Source organism: Kribbella sp. (assembly GCF_035687465.1).
Lineage (GTDB): Bacteria > Actinomycetota > Actinomycetes > Propionibacteriales > Kribbellaceae > Kribbella.
In genome coordinates this window covers 1-14,273 of the sequence record NZ_DASRXP010000661.1, presented here as the reverse complement: position 1 = coordinate 14,273, position 14,273 = coordinate 1, and the positions used below count along the sequence as shown (strand labels likewise).

At 67.5% G+C, this 14,273-nt stretch carries 12 protein-coding genes and 2 tRNA genes; 7 read left to right on the top strand and 7 right to left on the bottom strand.

Going from position 1 to position 14,273, the window contains the following annotated elements; translation table 11 throughout:
* The 3 genes from VFG33_RS35360 to VFG33_RS35350 form a co-directional block, all read right to left on the bottom strand.
* The coding region (locus VFG33_RS35360) for a TIM barrel protein (RefSeq protein ID WP_325057377.1) at nucleotides 1-648 on the bottom strand (648 nt) is incomplete at its 3' end.
* Between the two features lie 142 nt (nucleotides 649-790).
* Nucleotides 791-1,639 carry a molybdenum cofactor guanylyltransferase gene (mobA, locus tag VFG33_RS35355; protein WP_325057376.1) on the bottom strand — a complete coding sequence of 283 codons (849 nt, stop codon included), beginning with the start codon at nucleotides 1,637-1,639 and terminating at the stop codon, nucleotides 791-793.
* A gap of 22 nt (nucleotides 1,640-1,661) precedes the next feature.
* Nucleotides 1,662-2,105, bottom strand: a complete 444-nt coding sequence (locus VFG33_RS35350) for a MarR family winged helix-turn-helix transcriptional regulator (protein ID WP_325057375.1) — start codon at nucleotides 2,103-2,105, stop codon at nucleotides 1,662-1,664.
* 51 nt (nucleotides 2,106-2,156) lie between these two features.
* On the opposite strand from VFG33_RS35350, the gene VFG33_RS35345 reads away from it, so the two are divergent.
* Nucleotides 2,157-3,557: an MFS transporter gene (locus VFG33_RS35345; protein WP_325057374.1), complete on the top strand. Its 1,401-nt coding sequence runs from the start codon at nucleotides 2,157-2,159 to the stop codon at nucleotides 3,555-3,557.
* Between the two features lie 188 nt (nucleotides 3,558-3,745).
* On the top strand, nucleotides 3,746-3,949 hold the full coding sequence (locus VFG33_RS35340; RefSeq protein WP_325057373.1) for a cold-shock protein: 204 nt from the start codon (nucleotides 3,746-3,748) through the stop codon (nucleotides 3,947-3,949).
* A gap of 69 nt (nucleotides 3,950-4,018) precedes the next feature.
* Here VFG33_RS35340 and VFG33_RS35335 read toward each other — a convergent pair whose 3' ends face one another.
* The 3 genes from VFG33_RS35335 to VFG33_RS35325 all read right to left on the bottom strand — a co-directional run bounded on the left by VFG33_RS35335 (nucleotide 4,019) and on the right by VFG33_RS35325 (nucleotide 8,210).
* On the bottom strand, nucleotides 4,019-4,504 hold the full coding sequence (locus VFG33_RS35335; RefSeq protein WP_325057372.1) for a GNAT family N-acetyltransferase: 486 nt from the start codon (nucleotides 4,502-4,504) through the stop codon (nucleotides 4,019-4,021).
* Between the two features lie 79 nt (nucleotides 4,505-4,583).
* Nucleotides 4,584-4,955 carry a M23 family metallopeptidase gene (locus VFG33_RS35330; RefSeq protein ID WP_325057371.1) on the bottom strand — a complete coding sequence of 124 codons (372 nt, stop codon included), beginning with the start codon at nucleotides 4,953-4,955 and terminating at the stop codon, nucleotides 4,584-4,586.
* A gap of 33 nt (nucleotides 4,956-4,988) precedes the next feature.
* The gene (locus tag VFG33_RS35325) at nucleotides 4,989-8,210 is read right to left on the bottom strand and encodes an AfsR/SARP family transcriptional regulator (protein ID WP_325057370.1); all 3,222 of its coding nucleotides are present in this window, start codon (nucleotides 8,208-8,210) and stop codon (nucleotides 4,989-4,991) included.
* 214 nt (nucleotides 8,211-8,424) lie between these two features.
* Between VFG33_RS35325 and orn the strand changes: the two genes are divergently transcribed.
* Both orn and VFG33_RS35315 read left to right on the top strand, forming a co-directional pair.
* Nucleotides 8,425-9,033, top strand: a complete 609-nt coding sequence (gene orn, locus VFG33_RS35320) for an oligoribonuclease (RefSeq protein WP_325057369.1) — start codon at nucleotides 8,425-8,427, stop codon at nucleotides 9,031-9,033.
* 46 nt (nucleotides 9,034-9,079) lie between these two features.
* Nucleotides 9,080-9,152 (top strand) — tRNA-His (locus tag VFG33_RS35315).
* Nucleotides 9,153-9,866: 714 nt separating this feature from the next.
* Here VFG33_RS35315 and VFG33_RS35310 read toward each other — a convergent pair.
* Nucleotides 9,867-11,558: an aminotransferase class V-fold PLP-dependent enzyme gene (locus VFG33_RS35310; RefSeq protein WP_325057368.1), complete on the bottom strand. Its 1,692-nt coding sequence runs from the start codon at nucleotides 11,556-11,558 to the stop codon at nucleotides 9,867-9,869.
* A 102-nt stretch (nucleotides 11,559-11,660) separates the two neighbouring features.
* Between VFG33_RS35310 and tenA the strand changes: the two genes are divergently transcribed.
* The 3 genes from tenA (at nucleotide 11,661) to VFG33_RS35295 (ending at nucleotide 14,036) form a co-directional block, all read left to right on the top strand.
* A complete protein-coding gene (gene tenA, locus VFG33_RS35305; protein WP_325057367.1) occupies nucleotides 11,661-12,326 on the top strand; it encodes a thiaminase II in 666 nt (221 codons plus the stop codon).
* The gene (locus tag VFG33_RS35300) at nucleotides 12,326-13,879 is read left to right on the top strand and encodes a phytoene desaturase family protein (RefSeq protein WP_325057366.1); all 1,554 of its coding nucleotides are present in this window, start codon (nucleotides 12,326-12,328) and stop codon (nucleotides 13,877-13,879) included. The genes tenA and VFG33_RS35300 overlap by 1 nt, the downstream gene beginning before the upstream one ends.
* Before the next feature lie 81 nt (nucleotides 13,880-13,960).
* A tRNA-Lys gene (locus VFG33_RS35295) sits at nucleotides 13,961-14,036 on the top strand.
* Nucleotides 14,037-14,273: the final 237 nt, after the last annotated feature.

The window sequence follows — 14,273 nt, the reverse complement described above, 5'->3', positions numbered from 1 at the left end:
GATCTGTACGTGCGCGATGCGATCCGCGTACGTCGCGATCGCCTTGCTCACGTCATCCCCGTTGACGGTGAGGTGGTAGAGGTCCGCGAGCAGGCCGATCGCGGTCACGCCAGACTCTTGTTGCACCCGGGTGATCACGTCGACCGCGTCGGCAGCCGTCAGCAGCGGATACCTGTCCGCACCACTGACCGGCTCGACCAGTACCGTCCCGCCGAAGGAACCGGCCGCGGTGGCGGCCAGTGCGAGGTTCTCGGCGGCCAGTTCGTCCTGGGCCGCCGGGGTGACACCTTCCACGCGATTGCCGTACAAGGCGTTGAAAGCACGGCATCCGAGCCGTTCGCCGATCCCCAGCGTGACCGCGATGTTGTCGCGGAACTCCAGTGATCGTTGCGGCCAGGAGACCAGGCCTCGGTCGCCGCCGGGCATGTCGCCGGCCGCGAAGTTCAGTCCGATCAGCTGGACTCCGGCATCGCGGATCGAGCGCTCGAACGCGTCGACCTCGGCGTCACCGGGCAGAGCGGAATCGAACGGCCACCAGAACTCCACCGCTTCGAAACCGGCGGCCTCGGCGGCCGCGGGTCTTTCCAGCAAGGGCAGCTCGGTGAACAGGATCGAGCAGTTCACGGCCAGCTTGTGCGCATTCTCCATGGGTCCCACCTTCCGGAGGGGCTTGGTATACCGCATACAGTAGGCTGGCCGCAGAGTGCGGTCAAGACATGACGTAGGTCACATTTACTGGCTTCGCAGCCCGCCTTGATAGGCGCGGCCAACCCAAGAACCGCGAGGACGACTACTGCGTGGTCGCGGGACTGAAGGCGACGGTGTCGCCAGGCAGCAAGGGCACCCGGCCGTCGCCGCGGATCTGGTCGCCGTTGATCGACGCGACCACCTGGCCATCGAGGGCCAGCCCGACCTGCTTCGCGGCCGCTCCGAGATTCGCCGCGTGAACCCGCCGAGGACCCCGGCCCCCGCCTCGGTTGGCCAGTACGCCGAACCGCTCGACCACGATCTCCGGGGCTTCCCGGCGACGTGCTTCCCGGTACTCCGACAGCTCGTTCACATTGACCACGGATTCCAGCAGCGGATCGGTCCTCGCCACCTGCGGATCGGCCAGCAGTTCGGCCTCGTCGAGGCGCCGGACGACGCACTCGTCGAACAACTGGGCCGGACGGGACCGCCCAGCGTCGAGCAACTTGGTGATCCTCGACGCGATGTCGGTCCGGTAGCCGGCGGTCATGGGTTGCCGGTACCCGTGGACGATCGGCAGCACCACATCCGGCGTGTCAGGGTCGAACCGCCGGAGTACGGCCTGAATGAAGGAGACATGCAGGAAGGGCAGATCGGTCGAGCAGACGAAGGCCGTGTCCGAGGTCGCGGCTGCCACGGCCAGGCCGGCCGCGAGCCCCTGCAGAGGACCGCGCCCTTCCTCCGGGTCCTCGCAGACGACCACCGCGGGATCGAGCTCGGGCAGCTCCTGACCGGGTGCGCGAACGACGATCACCGGGCCGTCGACTGCGCGGGCGACCACGCCGGTGATGTGACGCAACAAGGTGGAGCCGTGCCATTCGAGCGCGCCCTTCGCGGTCCCCATCCGGGAGGAGCGGCCCCCGGCGAGCACTACTCCAGCAGCGGGCCTCATATTGTCGACGGTATACCAAAGGTCACTTGGCAGGCCCCTTGGAGCGGAGCGCCTGGGCCAGTTCTTCCAGCGCGGGAAGGGCATCGATGATGATCTGGGCGGACTTCTCGGGGAGCTGGTCGAGACAGGAGGCGATCGTCTCGGTCCGGACCAGCTTGACCTTCTCGTGCAGGGTGCGGCCGTCGTCCGTGGCCTCGACCCGGATCGCGCGGAGGTCCTGGGGGTTCGGGTCGCGCTGGATCAGCCCGAGCTCGGTCAGCCTGCCGACCACCCGGGACAGCATGGTCGGGTTGAGGCCCTCCAGCTGAGCCAGCTCGGTCAGGCCGAGCGGACCGCGGAACGCGATCAGCCCCAGCACCGAAGCCTGGGTCGGGGTCAGCCCCTCGTTCGTCGCCGTGGCGTTGAGCTCCCGGGCTAGCTTGGAGATCACCCCGCGCAGCTTGTTCAACGTCTCGGTATCCGACATTTTCCTCAACCCCTCTTTATTGCCTGCTGGCAAGCAATGTACTGTCATTCCGTGACGACCACAGCCCCCAGGACTGCCCCGGCGCTCGTCGGGGACGAGCCGCAGCCACACCGGCGGCTGGTGTTCGGCATCGTCTCCATCGGGCTGATGATGGCCTCGATCGATCAGACCATAGTGGCGACCGCGCTCAACGCGATCCAGCGCGACCTGCACGCGCAGCTGAACTGGAGCGGCTGGACGATCACCATCTACGCGCTCGGCCAGATCATCGTGATGCCGCTGGCCGGCCGGCTCGGTGACCAGTTCGGCCGGAAGCGGATCTTCCTCGGCGCCGCGGTGCTGTTCACGGTGGCGTCGCTGGCCTGCAGCCTGGCCGACAACATCTACCTGCTGGTGCTGTTCCGCGCCTTCCAGGCGATCGGCGGCGGCGCGTTCATGCCGACCGCGACCGGCATCGTGTCCGAGCAGTTCGGCCGCGACCGGGACCGCGCGGTCGGGATGTTCGCCAGCATCTTCCCGATCGGCGGCATCCTCGGGCCGATCATCGGCGGCGTCATCGTCACCTACTGGTCCTGGCGCGAGATCTTCCTGGTGAACGTGCCGATGGGATTGCTGCTGATCGCGCTCGGCGCCCGGTTCATCCCGCGCAGCACCCCGAAGAAGACCGGCCGGTTCGACCTCGTCGGCGCGGGCCTGCTGGCGCTGACGATGCTCAGCGGCATGTACGGGATCACCTTGCTCGGCGGCAGCGGGTCCAGCCCGACCGATCCACTCTTCCTCGGCGCGGAGGTGCTGGCGCTGATCTCGGGTTACCTGTTCGTGCGACACGCCAAACGGAGTGCTTCGCCGTTCATCCCGCTCAACCTGCTGCGCGGCCGCGGCTTCGGGGTGATGAACTCGATCAACCTGCTGTACGGCGCTGCCGTCCTGGGGTTCGGCGCGCTGGTTCCGCTGTACGCCGAATCGCGGTACGGGATCCAGCCGCTGGAGGCCGGGACGTTGCTGACGGCAAGGGCTGTCGGGATGATCTGCGTCGCCGGGCTGGCGGTGTTCGCGCTCCGGCGGACCGGCTACCGGGCCCCGATGATCATCGGGTTCCTGCTGGTCGCGGGCGGGATGACGCTGCTGGCGCTGGCACCGCACGGGATGACGCCGTACGGCTGGTTGTCCGTCGCCGCCGGGGTGACGGGGATCGGCATGGGACTGTCCATCCCGGCCTCGAACAACGCGATTCTGCAGCTCGCGCCGGACCAGATCTCGGCGATCGCGGGCCTGCGCGGGATGTTCCGTCAGTCCGGCGGCATCATCGCGGTCTCCGTCACCACCTCGATCGTCGCGAACAGCGCCAACCCGGGGATGGCCCAGGCGCACACCTTCGTCGTGTTCGCCGCGATGCTGGTGCTGCTCATCCCGTTCATTTTCCTGGTCCCGGAGCATCGCGGATCGTGGTGACTGTGCTACCGTTTTCGGCGGTTGCAGTTTTGCAGTTCCACGTTCGTTTTTGAAACGCCCGCGGAGTATGTGATCCGCAGGGCGTTTTCTCATTTCTGGGCCTTGGTCCGATGTGGGAGGGCTCGCACGGCAACCCTGGTAGCGGCGACCGCGGCTACTTGTTACCCGCCCCACAGAAGGAGCAGATCATGGCCAACGGAACAGTGAAGTGGTTCAACAGCGAAAAGGGCTTCGGCTTCATCTCGCAGGACGGCGGCGGCGCCGACGTCTTCGTGCACCACTCGGCGATCCAGACCGACGGTTACCGTTCGCTGGACGAGAACCAGAAGGTCGAGTTCGACCTGACCCAGGGCCCGAAGGGCCCGCAGGCGGACAACGTTCGCCCGCTCTGATCTAGAGCAGCACTGATCTAGACAAGCACTGAGCAGGCCCGGCCGTTTCGGTCGGGCCTGTTCTGCGGTCTAGAGCTCCCACAGGTACTCGCCGTCATCGAGGTGGGCCGTGCGGGTCAGACCGGCCGCGGCGGCGACAGCGGCGGACGCACTGTGGTCGGGGTGGACGTGCGCGATGACCCGCTGGACACCCTGAACCCGTAGCCAGTCGACCAGGCCGAGTGCGGCCTCCTTGGCGTAGCCGCGGCCCTGCCAGCCGGTCCCGAGCACCCAGGCGATCTCGGCGTCCTCGCCGATCACCGTGGCCTGGAGATAGCCGACCAGTAGGTCGTCCTCCGTCGACTGGATCACCCAGTTGAGCCAGAACCCGGATGCGTCGTCCGGCCCGGCCAGTTGACGCTCATAGCGCCGCAGCAACTGCTCTGCGGTCGGCGGCTCACCGCCGGTGAAGACGTAGAGCTCAGGCGCGGCGAGTACCCCAGCCATCTCCCCGGCGTACTCGATCCGCAACGGCAGCATCGCAAGGCGCGCTGTGTCGAATCTGGTCGCGATCACCTGTGCACGGTAGCGCCGAGCGGCTCGACCGCTCCCTCCACGGCCGACCCGCCCGGCGCTACCCACTCCCCCAAGAGCCCTACGCAGGCAGCCGCGCGTTGGGATGCAGGTCGAACCGGGGACTCCTGTGATCCCCCGGCCGGTACGGCTTGACCCGCTCCTCGTAGTGCAGATGCGGCCCGAGCGCGATCCCCAGGCAATCCCCTGTCTCCACCGTGTCCCCCCGTCGAACCTGTACTTCGGACAGGTGGCTGTAGAGATGCCAGATCGCGTTCGACTCGACCACTACCTCGTCCCCCTCGACCCGTACGACGACGCCGGCCAGGGTGGCCCGGATCGTCGTACCGTGGTCCGCTCGGTAGTCACGGCCGGGGTGTAGCCCGTCCTGCGACGGGTCACCGGCGACTCCGAAGTCGCGGATGACCGTTGCCTTGTGCACCGGCGCTGCCATGTACCGATGGTCCGGGCGATCCTTCAGAAAGCCTTAAAGCCGGGCCGGCACTGCTGGGTACGGCGCCGGCTCGACCTCGAGCTCGGTCATCCGCTGGACGTAGGTGCGGTAGGACCGGCGGGCCTCGCCGTGGGCTCCGCTCAACTGGAAGGCGGAAACCAGCCCGAGGTGCGCGCGCTCGTCGTACTGGTCCCGCTGGAGGATCCGCAATAGGTAGCCCGCGGCCGCGTCGGGGTCACGCTTGCCGCGCTCGGCCAGGACGCGAGCCACTCGGACATAGAGCGCCCGGGCCTCCTCCCGCATGCCGGCGGCCCAATCGGCGTACACGTCCTCTTCCAGGAAGTCTCCGCTGTACGCCGCTTCGGCGGCTCGCAGCAAGGTGGGATCGCCACTGTCCAGGCCTGCCCTTGCGTCGTGCAGGAACAACTCGACGTCGACGGCCGTCCGGTCGCCGTCCAGCCAGATGGTGGCGCGGTCGGCGCCGACGAACTGGTCCGGCGAGTACTCCTTGGTCGGGTCCAGCACCGACCGCACTGTCGACAAAGCAACCGACAACCGCGGCGACGCGACCGATTCGTCCTGGTCCGGCCAGAGCAGGTCCAGCAGTTGCACGCGGGCCACTGGACGGCAGCGACGTGCCACCAGGATCTTCAGCAGGTCGCGGGCCTTCTTGGACGGCCACTCGCCGAGCTGCACCGGCTTGCCGTTACGCAGTACGCGGAAGCCGCCCAGGCACTCGACGCGAACAGGAGGCGGACCTGTCTCCTCGCTGGCAGCCAAAGCAGCTGCGGCATAGCGAGTGGCTCCGGCTGCCAGGAATTGTTTGTGGGCTCGCAGGGCGAGCTCACGTCCTTCAGGGCCGTGCGTACGCTTTGCCAGCATGAGCTCAGCGCGCGCCTGACCGAGTGGATCACCCAGCTCCTTGCGGATATTCAGTACTTCGTGGAGCACCTCGCCGCCTTCTGCCTCGGCGTACAGCTCCAACGCATCGGCCAGGCCGGCGCGGTCGCGTCGCTTGCGGCAGATCGCGGCAGCTTCCTCGGCAACCTTGGCTGCTTCTTCTTTGTCGCCAGTGGACAGAGTCACCCAGCCGAGGGCAACGATGGCCCCGGACAGTCCCAGCACAGGACCGTAGGCGACGGCCTGCCGGGCCATCTCGGCCAGCTCGGCGGCCCGCTGCGGCTCTTCGACGGTCAGTACGCGAGCCAGCCCTGCCAGCGAGGGCACCAGCGACTGCATGTCCTTGGTCTCCTCGGCGATGCTGATGGCCTCTTCGAAACATGCCCGGGCCATCGCGCGGTCGCCGCGTTCGCGGTAGACCTCTCCCAACAGCGAAAGGGGCTGGGCGACTCGCCTGGACTCCAGCTTCTGGAAGAGCGCCCTGGAAGCCTCCAGCTCACCTATTGCCTCGTCCAATCGGCCCAGGCGAAGCAGAGCCTCGCCGCGGTTGTTCAAGGCGAGTGCACGGAACACCGCGAAGCCTGCTCGGTCTGCCACCTCCAGGGCGCGGTCCAGCTCCGCCAGACCAAGCGCGTAGTCGCCCTCCCCTATGTGGTGCGAGCTGCGGTTCACCCTGATGCGGACGGACTGCAGTAGGTCGCCTGCGCGATCCGCGTACTCCAAGGCGCGCACATAGTGCGAGGCATTGCCCTGTGGGTCGCTGTCGGCCGCGGCCAGCATCGCCAGCACAGTGTGGGAAAGCGCCAGCAGCTGATCGTCACCCGAGACCTTGGCCGCGGCGTGAGCGGTCTCGATCAGCGACCGGCACTCCTCGAACTCCCCGCGCAGCCAGTGCGCACCGGCACACCAGGCCCGCACCAGGGCCTCGTCGAGCGGGTGCTGTCCGTCGAGCCGGCCCCGGCGGTAGGTGGCGATGGCCAGGTCGGTCCGGCCCCGCAGGTGGTGGATCAGGCCCAGTCGCCAGGCGATGCCGACCGGGATCTCGCCGACCGGGCCGATGATCCGGTCGAAGCAGGCCTCGGCGCCCTGCCAGTCACCGAGCACCTGCCGGGCCTCACCCTCCAACTGGTCCACCGCTGCGTCCCGCACCTCGGCCGGCAGGACAGCGATGGATGCGACCACGGTCTCGGCCAGCCCGCCCCTGACCATCGCCTGCCCGCGCTCTGCCAGCATCCGGACCACCTGCTGCGGATCCACTGCCTGGAAGCAGCTCAGCGCGTCCCGGTGGTCTCCGACCGACTCGAACCACTTCCCGGCCTCGAGAGTCAGTTGGTCCATCTCTGGTTCTTCCGAGACCAGCCGGTCTCGCGCGAAGTCCCGGACCAGCGGGTTCAGCTCGTAGTCCGAATCCCCGGCCGAGACGAGCAGACCTCTCGTCCGGAGCTGCTGCAGGATCTCCGCGCTGTCCGCTAGTCCTATTGCCTGGCACAACTCGGATCCGAACCGCGGTAAGACAGCAACCGCGGCGACCAAGCGTCGTACGGATGGAGGCTCGGCAGCGAAGACCTCCTCGGCCAGGTAGTCGTACAGAGGGCCGTCCGAACGCAGGGCCCGACGCAGCCTGCTCTGCCGCGCCGCAGCCGGCACAGTCCGCAGCGCATCTACAGCTAGCCGCGCAGCCGCAGGCCATCCCTGTACTGCGGCGTGCAGCGGCTCGGCCAACTCCTCAGACCCGTCCCCCAGTACTACGTCCAGCACGGCGACAGTTTCTTCGACACTGAAGGCAAGGTCGGTCGCATCGAGCTCCAGCACCTGGCCCCTGCCCCGCAACCGGTCGATCCCGAACGGCATCGGCGTCCGGGAAGCCACCACCAGATGCAAGGAAGGCGGAGCGATCCGGACCAGGCCCTCGATCAACCTGGTCGCGGGATCGCCGGGCGCCAGTTCGTGCAGGTCGTCCAGGACGAGAACCAGCTCGCCGGTGAGGTTCTGCTCGAGCGCCTCGGCCAGCACAGCGGCGTACGCGAGTGCTCGGGTCTCCTGCTCTGCATCGGCATCCGGACCGCGTGGTCCTTGCAACTCCGCCGCGAGCACGGCCGGCAGGGCCGGTACTTGGCGATGCACGGCGCCCACCAGCCCGGAGACCATGGCCGCGAGTGAGCGATCCTCGGAGCGGACGGTGTACCAGGCGCAGGGACGCGTTGCCGCCCACGAGCCGAGCAGGGTCGACTTACCGAAGCCGGCATCCGCTACCACGGTCAGCAGCCGGCGCTTGGCCCCCTCGTCCAGCAGCGCCGTCAGTCGCGGACGCGCGACCGTGCCCTGCACGGCCTGCCCAGCCCCATCTGTCGGCATTTTCCCCGTCCTCCATCCCCAGCCCCTGAACAGGACAGCACTGTGGGTAGCGGATAGGCAACCGTGTTAGCCCTGATCTCACCGTGTACTTGTCCCGATCCGGCAGGGACGAGCGTCCCGGGACACCCGGGAAGACCCAACTTCCCACCGCCACGCCCGGGGTTGACGCTGCCGGGCGCGACGGTGGCGCCGGGTCGCCGTAGGGTGGGTCCTCATGAACGACCGGCTGGTGTGGATCGATTGCGAGATGACCGGGCTCGATCTGGCGGCGGATGCCCTGATCGAGGTCGCCGTGCTCGTGACCGACTACGAACTCAACGTGCTCGGCGAGGGCATCGACCTGGTGATCGCGCCGCCTCCGGCTGCGCTGGAGCAGATGGGCGACTTCGTCCGCGACATGCACACCGGGTCGGGGCTACTGGACGAACTACCGAACGGCATCCCGCTCGCCGACGCCGAGCAGCAGGTGCTCGACTTCATCACGGGCTACGTCAAGGAACCGCGCAAGGCCGCGCTGGCGGGCAACTCGGTCGGCACGGATCGCACCTTCCTGGTCCGGGACATGCCGAAGGTCGAGGCACATCTGCACTACCGCAACGTCGACGTCAGTTCGATCAAGGAACTGGTCCGGCGCTGGTACCCGCGGGTGTACTACGCGACGCCGGCGAAGAACGGGAACCACCGGGCGCTGGCCGACATCACCGAGAGCATCGCGGAGCTCAGGTACTACCGGCAGACGGTGTTCGTGCCGCAGCCCGGGCCGGACACCGACACCGCGAAAGCGGCCGCCAACCTGGTGATGGGCCCGATTTCAGGTAACTGAGGATCGTCGCTATGATTACCCAGCCGTTGCAGTAAGGGCGGCAATGGTGGGTATAGCTCAGCTGGTAGAGCACCTGGTTGTGGTCCAGGGGGCCGCGGGTTCAAGTCCCGTTACTCACCCGAAGGCGAGGGCGATCTGTGTCCGCGGAGAGCGCGGACTGGGTCGCCTTCGGCATTTTGTGCGCCTGCGCTTCGCTTGGCGCGGGCGGGGGCTTCGCCACCCGCACCCCCACGTCTGTGGCTGGCCCCGGCGGGTCCCCGGGCTGGGGCCTTCGCTTCGCTCGGCACGGCTTCGTTGGCGTCGGCCCTTTTGCTGGGAGGATCGGGCGGGTGAAGTCCGGGAGTGTTTGGTTGGTTTACGGGGTCGCGGTGGTGGTCACCTTTGTGATCGGCGTACTCGCATTCAGTGTTTTCGTTCTGTCGAAGGTGTTTGGGGCGTCTGCTCCTGAGTCCGAGCCTGCACCTGTTTCCAGCGTTCAGGCGCAGTCGGTTGCGCCCAGCGCGACTGTTCAGCCGACTCCGGTTGTGCGGGCCAGTGTTGCGAAGGTCCTGGATGTTCGGGCGGTCGTCTCTGATCCTCGGCAGATTGTTTTGATTGTGGCTACCCCTGGGGAGTGTGCACGGGGTCTCCGCGCTGTGGTCTCTGCTGAAGGGGCGGGTGCGGTCGCAGTACAGGTGACTCAGGAGGTTCGGCCTGGGTGCAAGTGGGTGCGTAAACCTGTTCTGGCTGTGGCTGGGGCGCCGCTTGGGGATCGCACCTTGATTGTTAATGGGACGCCGTGGACGCTCACGACTGACGGGTACGAACTGGCTCTGCGCGCAAGCTCCTGAACGTCAGCGGGGGGCTGGGGTGATGCAGGTGGCGGGGAGGTCGAACCAGCGGAGGTGGTCGAAGTCTGTGTTGATGGTGGCCTCGGTGCTGGTGGTGTGGTGGGAGGCGGCTAGGAGGGCGCGGGCCTCGGCTAGGTAGGTCTGGAGGGCGGACTCCGGGGCTTTGTCGTCGTGGTGGGGGTAGCGGAGGCTGCCGTCGGCGTCGTAGCCGACCTGGGAGAGGCGCATTGGTGGTTCTACGGGGCCTCGGTGGTGTTTCCAGAGGCCGTTGGTGGGGTTGAAGCGGTAGTCGCCGAGTAGGCGCCAGCCCTCTTGGGCGACCAGGATCACCGCGTCCACGACGTACTGGAAGACCGCCTCGGAGATGAAGTAGTTGAAGTTGACGCGGACCCAGCCGGGCTTGATGCCCTCGCAGCCGTGCTCGATCTCCTCGGCGAACTCGTGCGAGCGTTCGAGGTCGATGCCGAGCAGTGTGTGCCCGTAGGGACCGGCGCACGAGCAGCCGCCGCGGGACTGGATGCCGAACAGGTCGTTCAGTAGCGCGACGACGAAGTTGTGGTGCAGGTATCGGCCGGACGGCGCCTTGATCACGAACGACACGATCGACAGCCGTTCGGAGTCGAGGTTGCCGAGGATCTGGATGCCCGGCTCGTGCCGCCAGGCCTCGACCGCGCGGCGCAGGTACGCGTCCTCGTGCGCGCGGATCACCTCGATCCCGACCGCCTGCTTGAGCTGGAAGACCAGGCCGGCCCGGATCGACTCGATGATCGCCGGGGTGCCGCCCTCCTCGCGATGCACCGGGTCCTCGAGGTAGCGGTGCTCGGTCGGGTTCACGTACGCGACCGTCCCGCCACCCGGTACGTCGGGAACGCGGTTGCGCAGGAGTTCCCGGCGGGCAACCAGTACTCCGGGAGTGCCCGGGCCGCCGATGAACTTGTGCGGGCTGAGGAAGATCGCATCCTTGTAGGCAAGCGGGTCCTGGTCGCGGCCGCCGTACATGTTGATCTCGACATAGGGCGCGGCGGCGGCGCAATCCCAGAAGGACAGCGCGCCGTGGCGGTGCAGCAGGGCGGAGACCCGGTGGGTGTTGCTGACGATCCCCGTGACGTTGCTGGCCGCGGAGAACGAGCCGATCTTCAGCGAGCGATCGGCGTACTTCGTGAGCTTTGCCTCCAGCTCCGGGATGTCGATATGGCCGTCGTGATCCTGGCCGATCACCACCACGTCGGCGATCGACTCGCGCCACGGCAGTTCGTTGGAGTGGTGCTCGTACGGGCCGATGAAGACCACCGGGCGGTTCTCGATCTGGTCGGTGAAGTGATGGACGTCGTCCAGCCCGGCCGGGATGCGGAGGCCGAGCACGCCGATCAGCTTGTCGATCGCACCGGTCGCACCGGAGCCGCAGAAGATCACCGCGGTCTCGGCATCGCCGCCGACGCTGTCGTGGATGATCTTCCGCGCGTCCTCGCGGAGCCGGGTGGTCTGCAGGCCGGTGCCGCTGGACTCCGTGTGGGTGTTCGCGTAGCGCGGCAGTACCTCGTCGCGGATGAAGTCCTCGAGGAAGGTCAGGGCCCGGCCGGAGGCCGTGTAGTCGGCGTACGTGACGCGGCGCGGTCCGTACGGCCCGGGCATCACCTGGTCGTCACCGATCACCGACGTACGGATCTTGCGCAGCAACGGAGTGTCCGGCGGCATTGGCAACATGGCTCAGCGTAAGGCGCGTTCGTGACTTTCGTCTCGTACTGCGTCGGGCCGCTCCGGTTAGGGTCGGTCGCAGTCGAGCGCGAGGAGCTGAGGATGACGTTTTCCGACGAATTGTGGAACGCCGGCGCCGCCGAGGTGTACGAGGAGATCGTCCGGCACCCGTTCATCACCGGGCTGACCGACGGCACGCTCCCCCACACCGCGTTCCGCTACTTCATCGTGCAGGACAGTCACTATCTGCGTGCATACTCCCGCGCCCTCGCCCTGGTCGCGGCCCGGGCTACCGACGAGGATGCGGTCAGCATGTTCGCCCGGCACGCCGCCGAGGCGATCGAGGTCGAGCGGGAACTCCACAGCTCCCTGCTGGGGTCACTGGGACTCACCTCGGTCGATGTGGACGCCACCGGCTCGGGACCGACGACCACGGCGTACATGTCCTATCTGACCGCTGTCTGCGCCACCGGCACGTACGCCGAGGCGGTGGCTGCCGTGCTGCCTTGCTACTGGATCTACCGTGACGTCGGGCGGGAACTGCTGAAGCGGTCCTCGCCGGATCCCCTCTACCAGCAGTGGATCGCGACGTATGGATCCGAAGAATTCGATGCCGTCGTAGAGTCGGTACTGGCGGTGACAGACCGGCTCGGCGCGGAGGTCGGACCGGGTGAGCGCGATCGTTGCCACCGGCACTTTTCCACCACCACCAGGTACGAGTGGATGTTCTGGGACGCCGCGTACCGCGAACTGGATTGGCCGGTCTGATGAGGGACTTCTACGACGTGGTGATCGTCGGTGGCGGGCACAACGGACTCGTCGCAGCCGGGTACTTGGCCGGCGCGGGGCTCTCAACTCTCGTGGTCGAACAACAGAGCCACACCGGCGGCGCCGCGGTCAGCCAGCAGGTGTTCCCCGGGGTGGATGCCCGGCTGTCGCGCTACTCGTATCTGGTCAGCCTGCTGCCAGACAAGATCGTCGCCGACCTGGGCCTGTCCCTGGAACTCCGGTCACGCTCCGTCGCGTCGTACACGCCGGTCCGTCGCGGTGGACGCGACCTCGGCCTGCTGGTGGAACGGCCCGAGGGCACTGCGACGCGGGAATCCTTTGCCGCGTTGACCGGCAGCGACACGGAGTACGAGGCCTGGCAGGACTTCTACGGATCCGTCGGACAGTTGGCCGAGGTCCTTGCACCCACACTGCTGGAGCCATTGGTGTCCGCGGCGACCATGCGGCAGCAGGTCGATCCCGGGTTGTGGGAAGCCGTGGTCGAACGGCCGTTCGGCGAACTGGTCGAGCAGCGTTTCGCCGACGACACTGTGCGTGGCGTGGTCGCTACAGACTCGGTGATCGGCACGTTCGCCGGCTTGCACGACGAGTCGCTGATCCAGAACCGGTGCTTCCTCTACCACCTGATCGGCAACGGCACGGGCGAATGGCGGGTGCCGGTGGGCGGGATGGGCGCGGTCACCGACGCGTTGGCTGCCGCGGCTCACCGCGCGGGCGCCTCAGTCGTGACCAACGCCGCTGTGACCTCGATCGAGGCCGATGGCACCCGTGCCGCCGTGACCTGGCTGGGCGGTGACGGTGAGCGTACGGTCGACTGCTCGTACGTGCTCGCCAACGTTGCTCCGACCACCCTCGCCGCCCTGCGCGGTCAGCCGGTTGGCGTTAAGCCAGAGGGTTCGCAGTTGAAGATCAACCTCTTGCTCTCCCGGCTCCCCCGGCTGCGTTCCGGCGACGACCCCACCCGGGCCTTCGCCGGTACCTTCCACATCGATGAGGATTACAGCCAGCTGGAGACGGCGTACGGCGAGGCCGCGAGCGGCGCGCTGCCGACCGTGCCGCCCTCCGAGGTCTACTGCCATTCCCTCACCGACCCGTCGATCCTGAGCCCGTCACTAGTTGCCTCAGGCCACCAAACACTGACCGTCTTCGGGGTCCACTTCCCAGCCCGCTTGTTTGCCTCCGACAACGACGCGGCCCGCGCCGAGTCCGTAAGCCGGGTGCTGGCCGGACTGGAGTCCTGCCTGGACGAACCGCTGGAGCCCTGCATCGCCCGCGACGCCGACGGCAACCTCTGCGTAGAGGCGAAAACCCCGTACGACATCGAGGAATCCGTCGGCATGCCAGGCGGCCACATCTTCCACGGCGACCTCCAGTGGCCCTGGTCCGACGACGAGTCCGGGGCCGGCCGCTGGGGCGTCGAAACCGATGTGGCGAACATCATGATCTGCGGCTCCGGCGCCCACCGAGGCGGCGCCGTCAGCGGCCTCGGCGGCCACAACGCAGCCATGGCTCTCCTGGAACTCCGCCCCTGACCCCGCGCACCCCCGCTTCAGCCCTAACCGATTTCATATCTGCCGAACGATCCTGCTACGATCCTCTTCGTTCGAAAGCACGCGCCGCTAGCTCAATTGGCAGAGCAGCTGACTCTTAATCAGCGGGTTCGGGGTTCGAGTCCCTGGCGGCGCACCAGCATCGAGGCCCAGGCAGACATCGCAATCTGCTCCTGGGCCTTTGTGCTGTCTACGCACCGCTTACGCATCGCTTTGCCGGACCTCGCTCCTCGTCGGGTCGCCGGCGACCACACGCACATCCCCCATTGACCTGCCCTGGGGACGATCGGACGCCTACTCCATCCTCTATCTGATCGTTACTGTGCGTCACCTCACATCGTTTGGCATCGGTCCCGCAACTGCGGAGTCCCTGCCA

What these genes read in the sequence shown, in the direction of transcription:
- orn (WP_325057369.1), top strand. Translation starts at nt 8,425, where the DNA reads ATGAACGACCGGCTGGTGTGGATCGATTGCGAGATGACCGGGCTCGAT.
- VFG33_RS35340 (WP_325057373.1), top strand. Translation starts at nt 3,746, where the DNA reads ATGGCCAACGGAACAGTGAAGTGGTTCAACAGCGAAAAGGGCTTCGGC.
- tenA (WP_325057367.1), top strand. Translation starts at nt 11,661, where the DNA reads ATGACGTTTTCCGACGAATTGTGGAACGCCGGCGCCGCCGAGGTGTAC.
- VFG33_RS35330 (WP_325057371.1), bottom strand. Translation starts at nt 4,955, where the DNA reads ATGGCAGCGCCGGTGCACAAGGCAACGGTCATCCGCGACTTCGGAGTC.
- VFG33_RS35310 (WP_325057368.1), bottom strand. Translation starts at nt 11,558, where the DNA reads ATGCCGCCGGACACTCCGTTGCTGCGCAAGATCCGTACGTCGGTGATC.
- VFG33_RS35350 (WP_325057375.1), bottom strand. Translation starts at nt 2,105, where the DNA reads ATGTCGGATACCGAGACGTTGAACAAGCTGCGCGGGGTGATCTCCAAG.
- VFG33_RS35325 (WP_325057370.1), bottom strand. Translation starts at nt 8,210, where the DNA reads ATGCCGACAGATGGGGCTGGGCAGGCCGTGCAGGGCACGGTCGCGCGT.
- mobA (WP_325057376.1), bottom strand. Translation starts at nt 1,639, where the DNA reads ATGAGGCCCGCTGCTGGAGTAGTGCTCGCCGGGGGCCGCTCCTCCCGG.
- VFG33_RS35300 (WP_325057366.1), top strand. Translation starts at nt 12,326, where the DNA reads ATGAGGGACTTCTACGACGTGGTGATCGTCGGTGGCGGGCACAACGGA.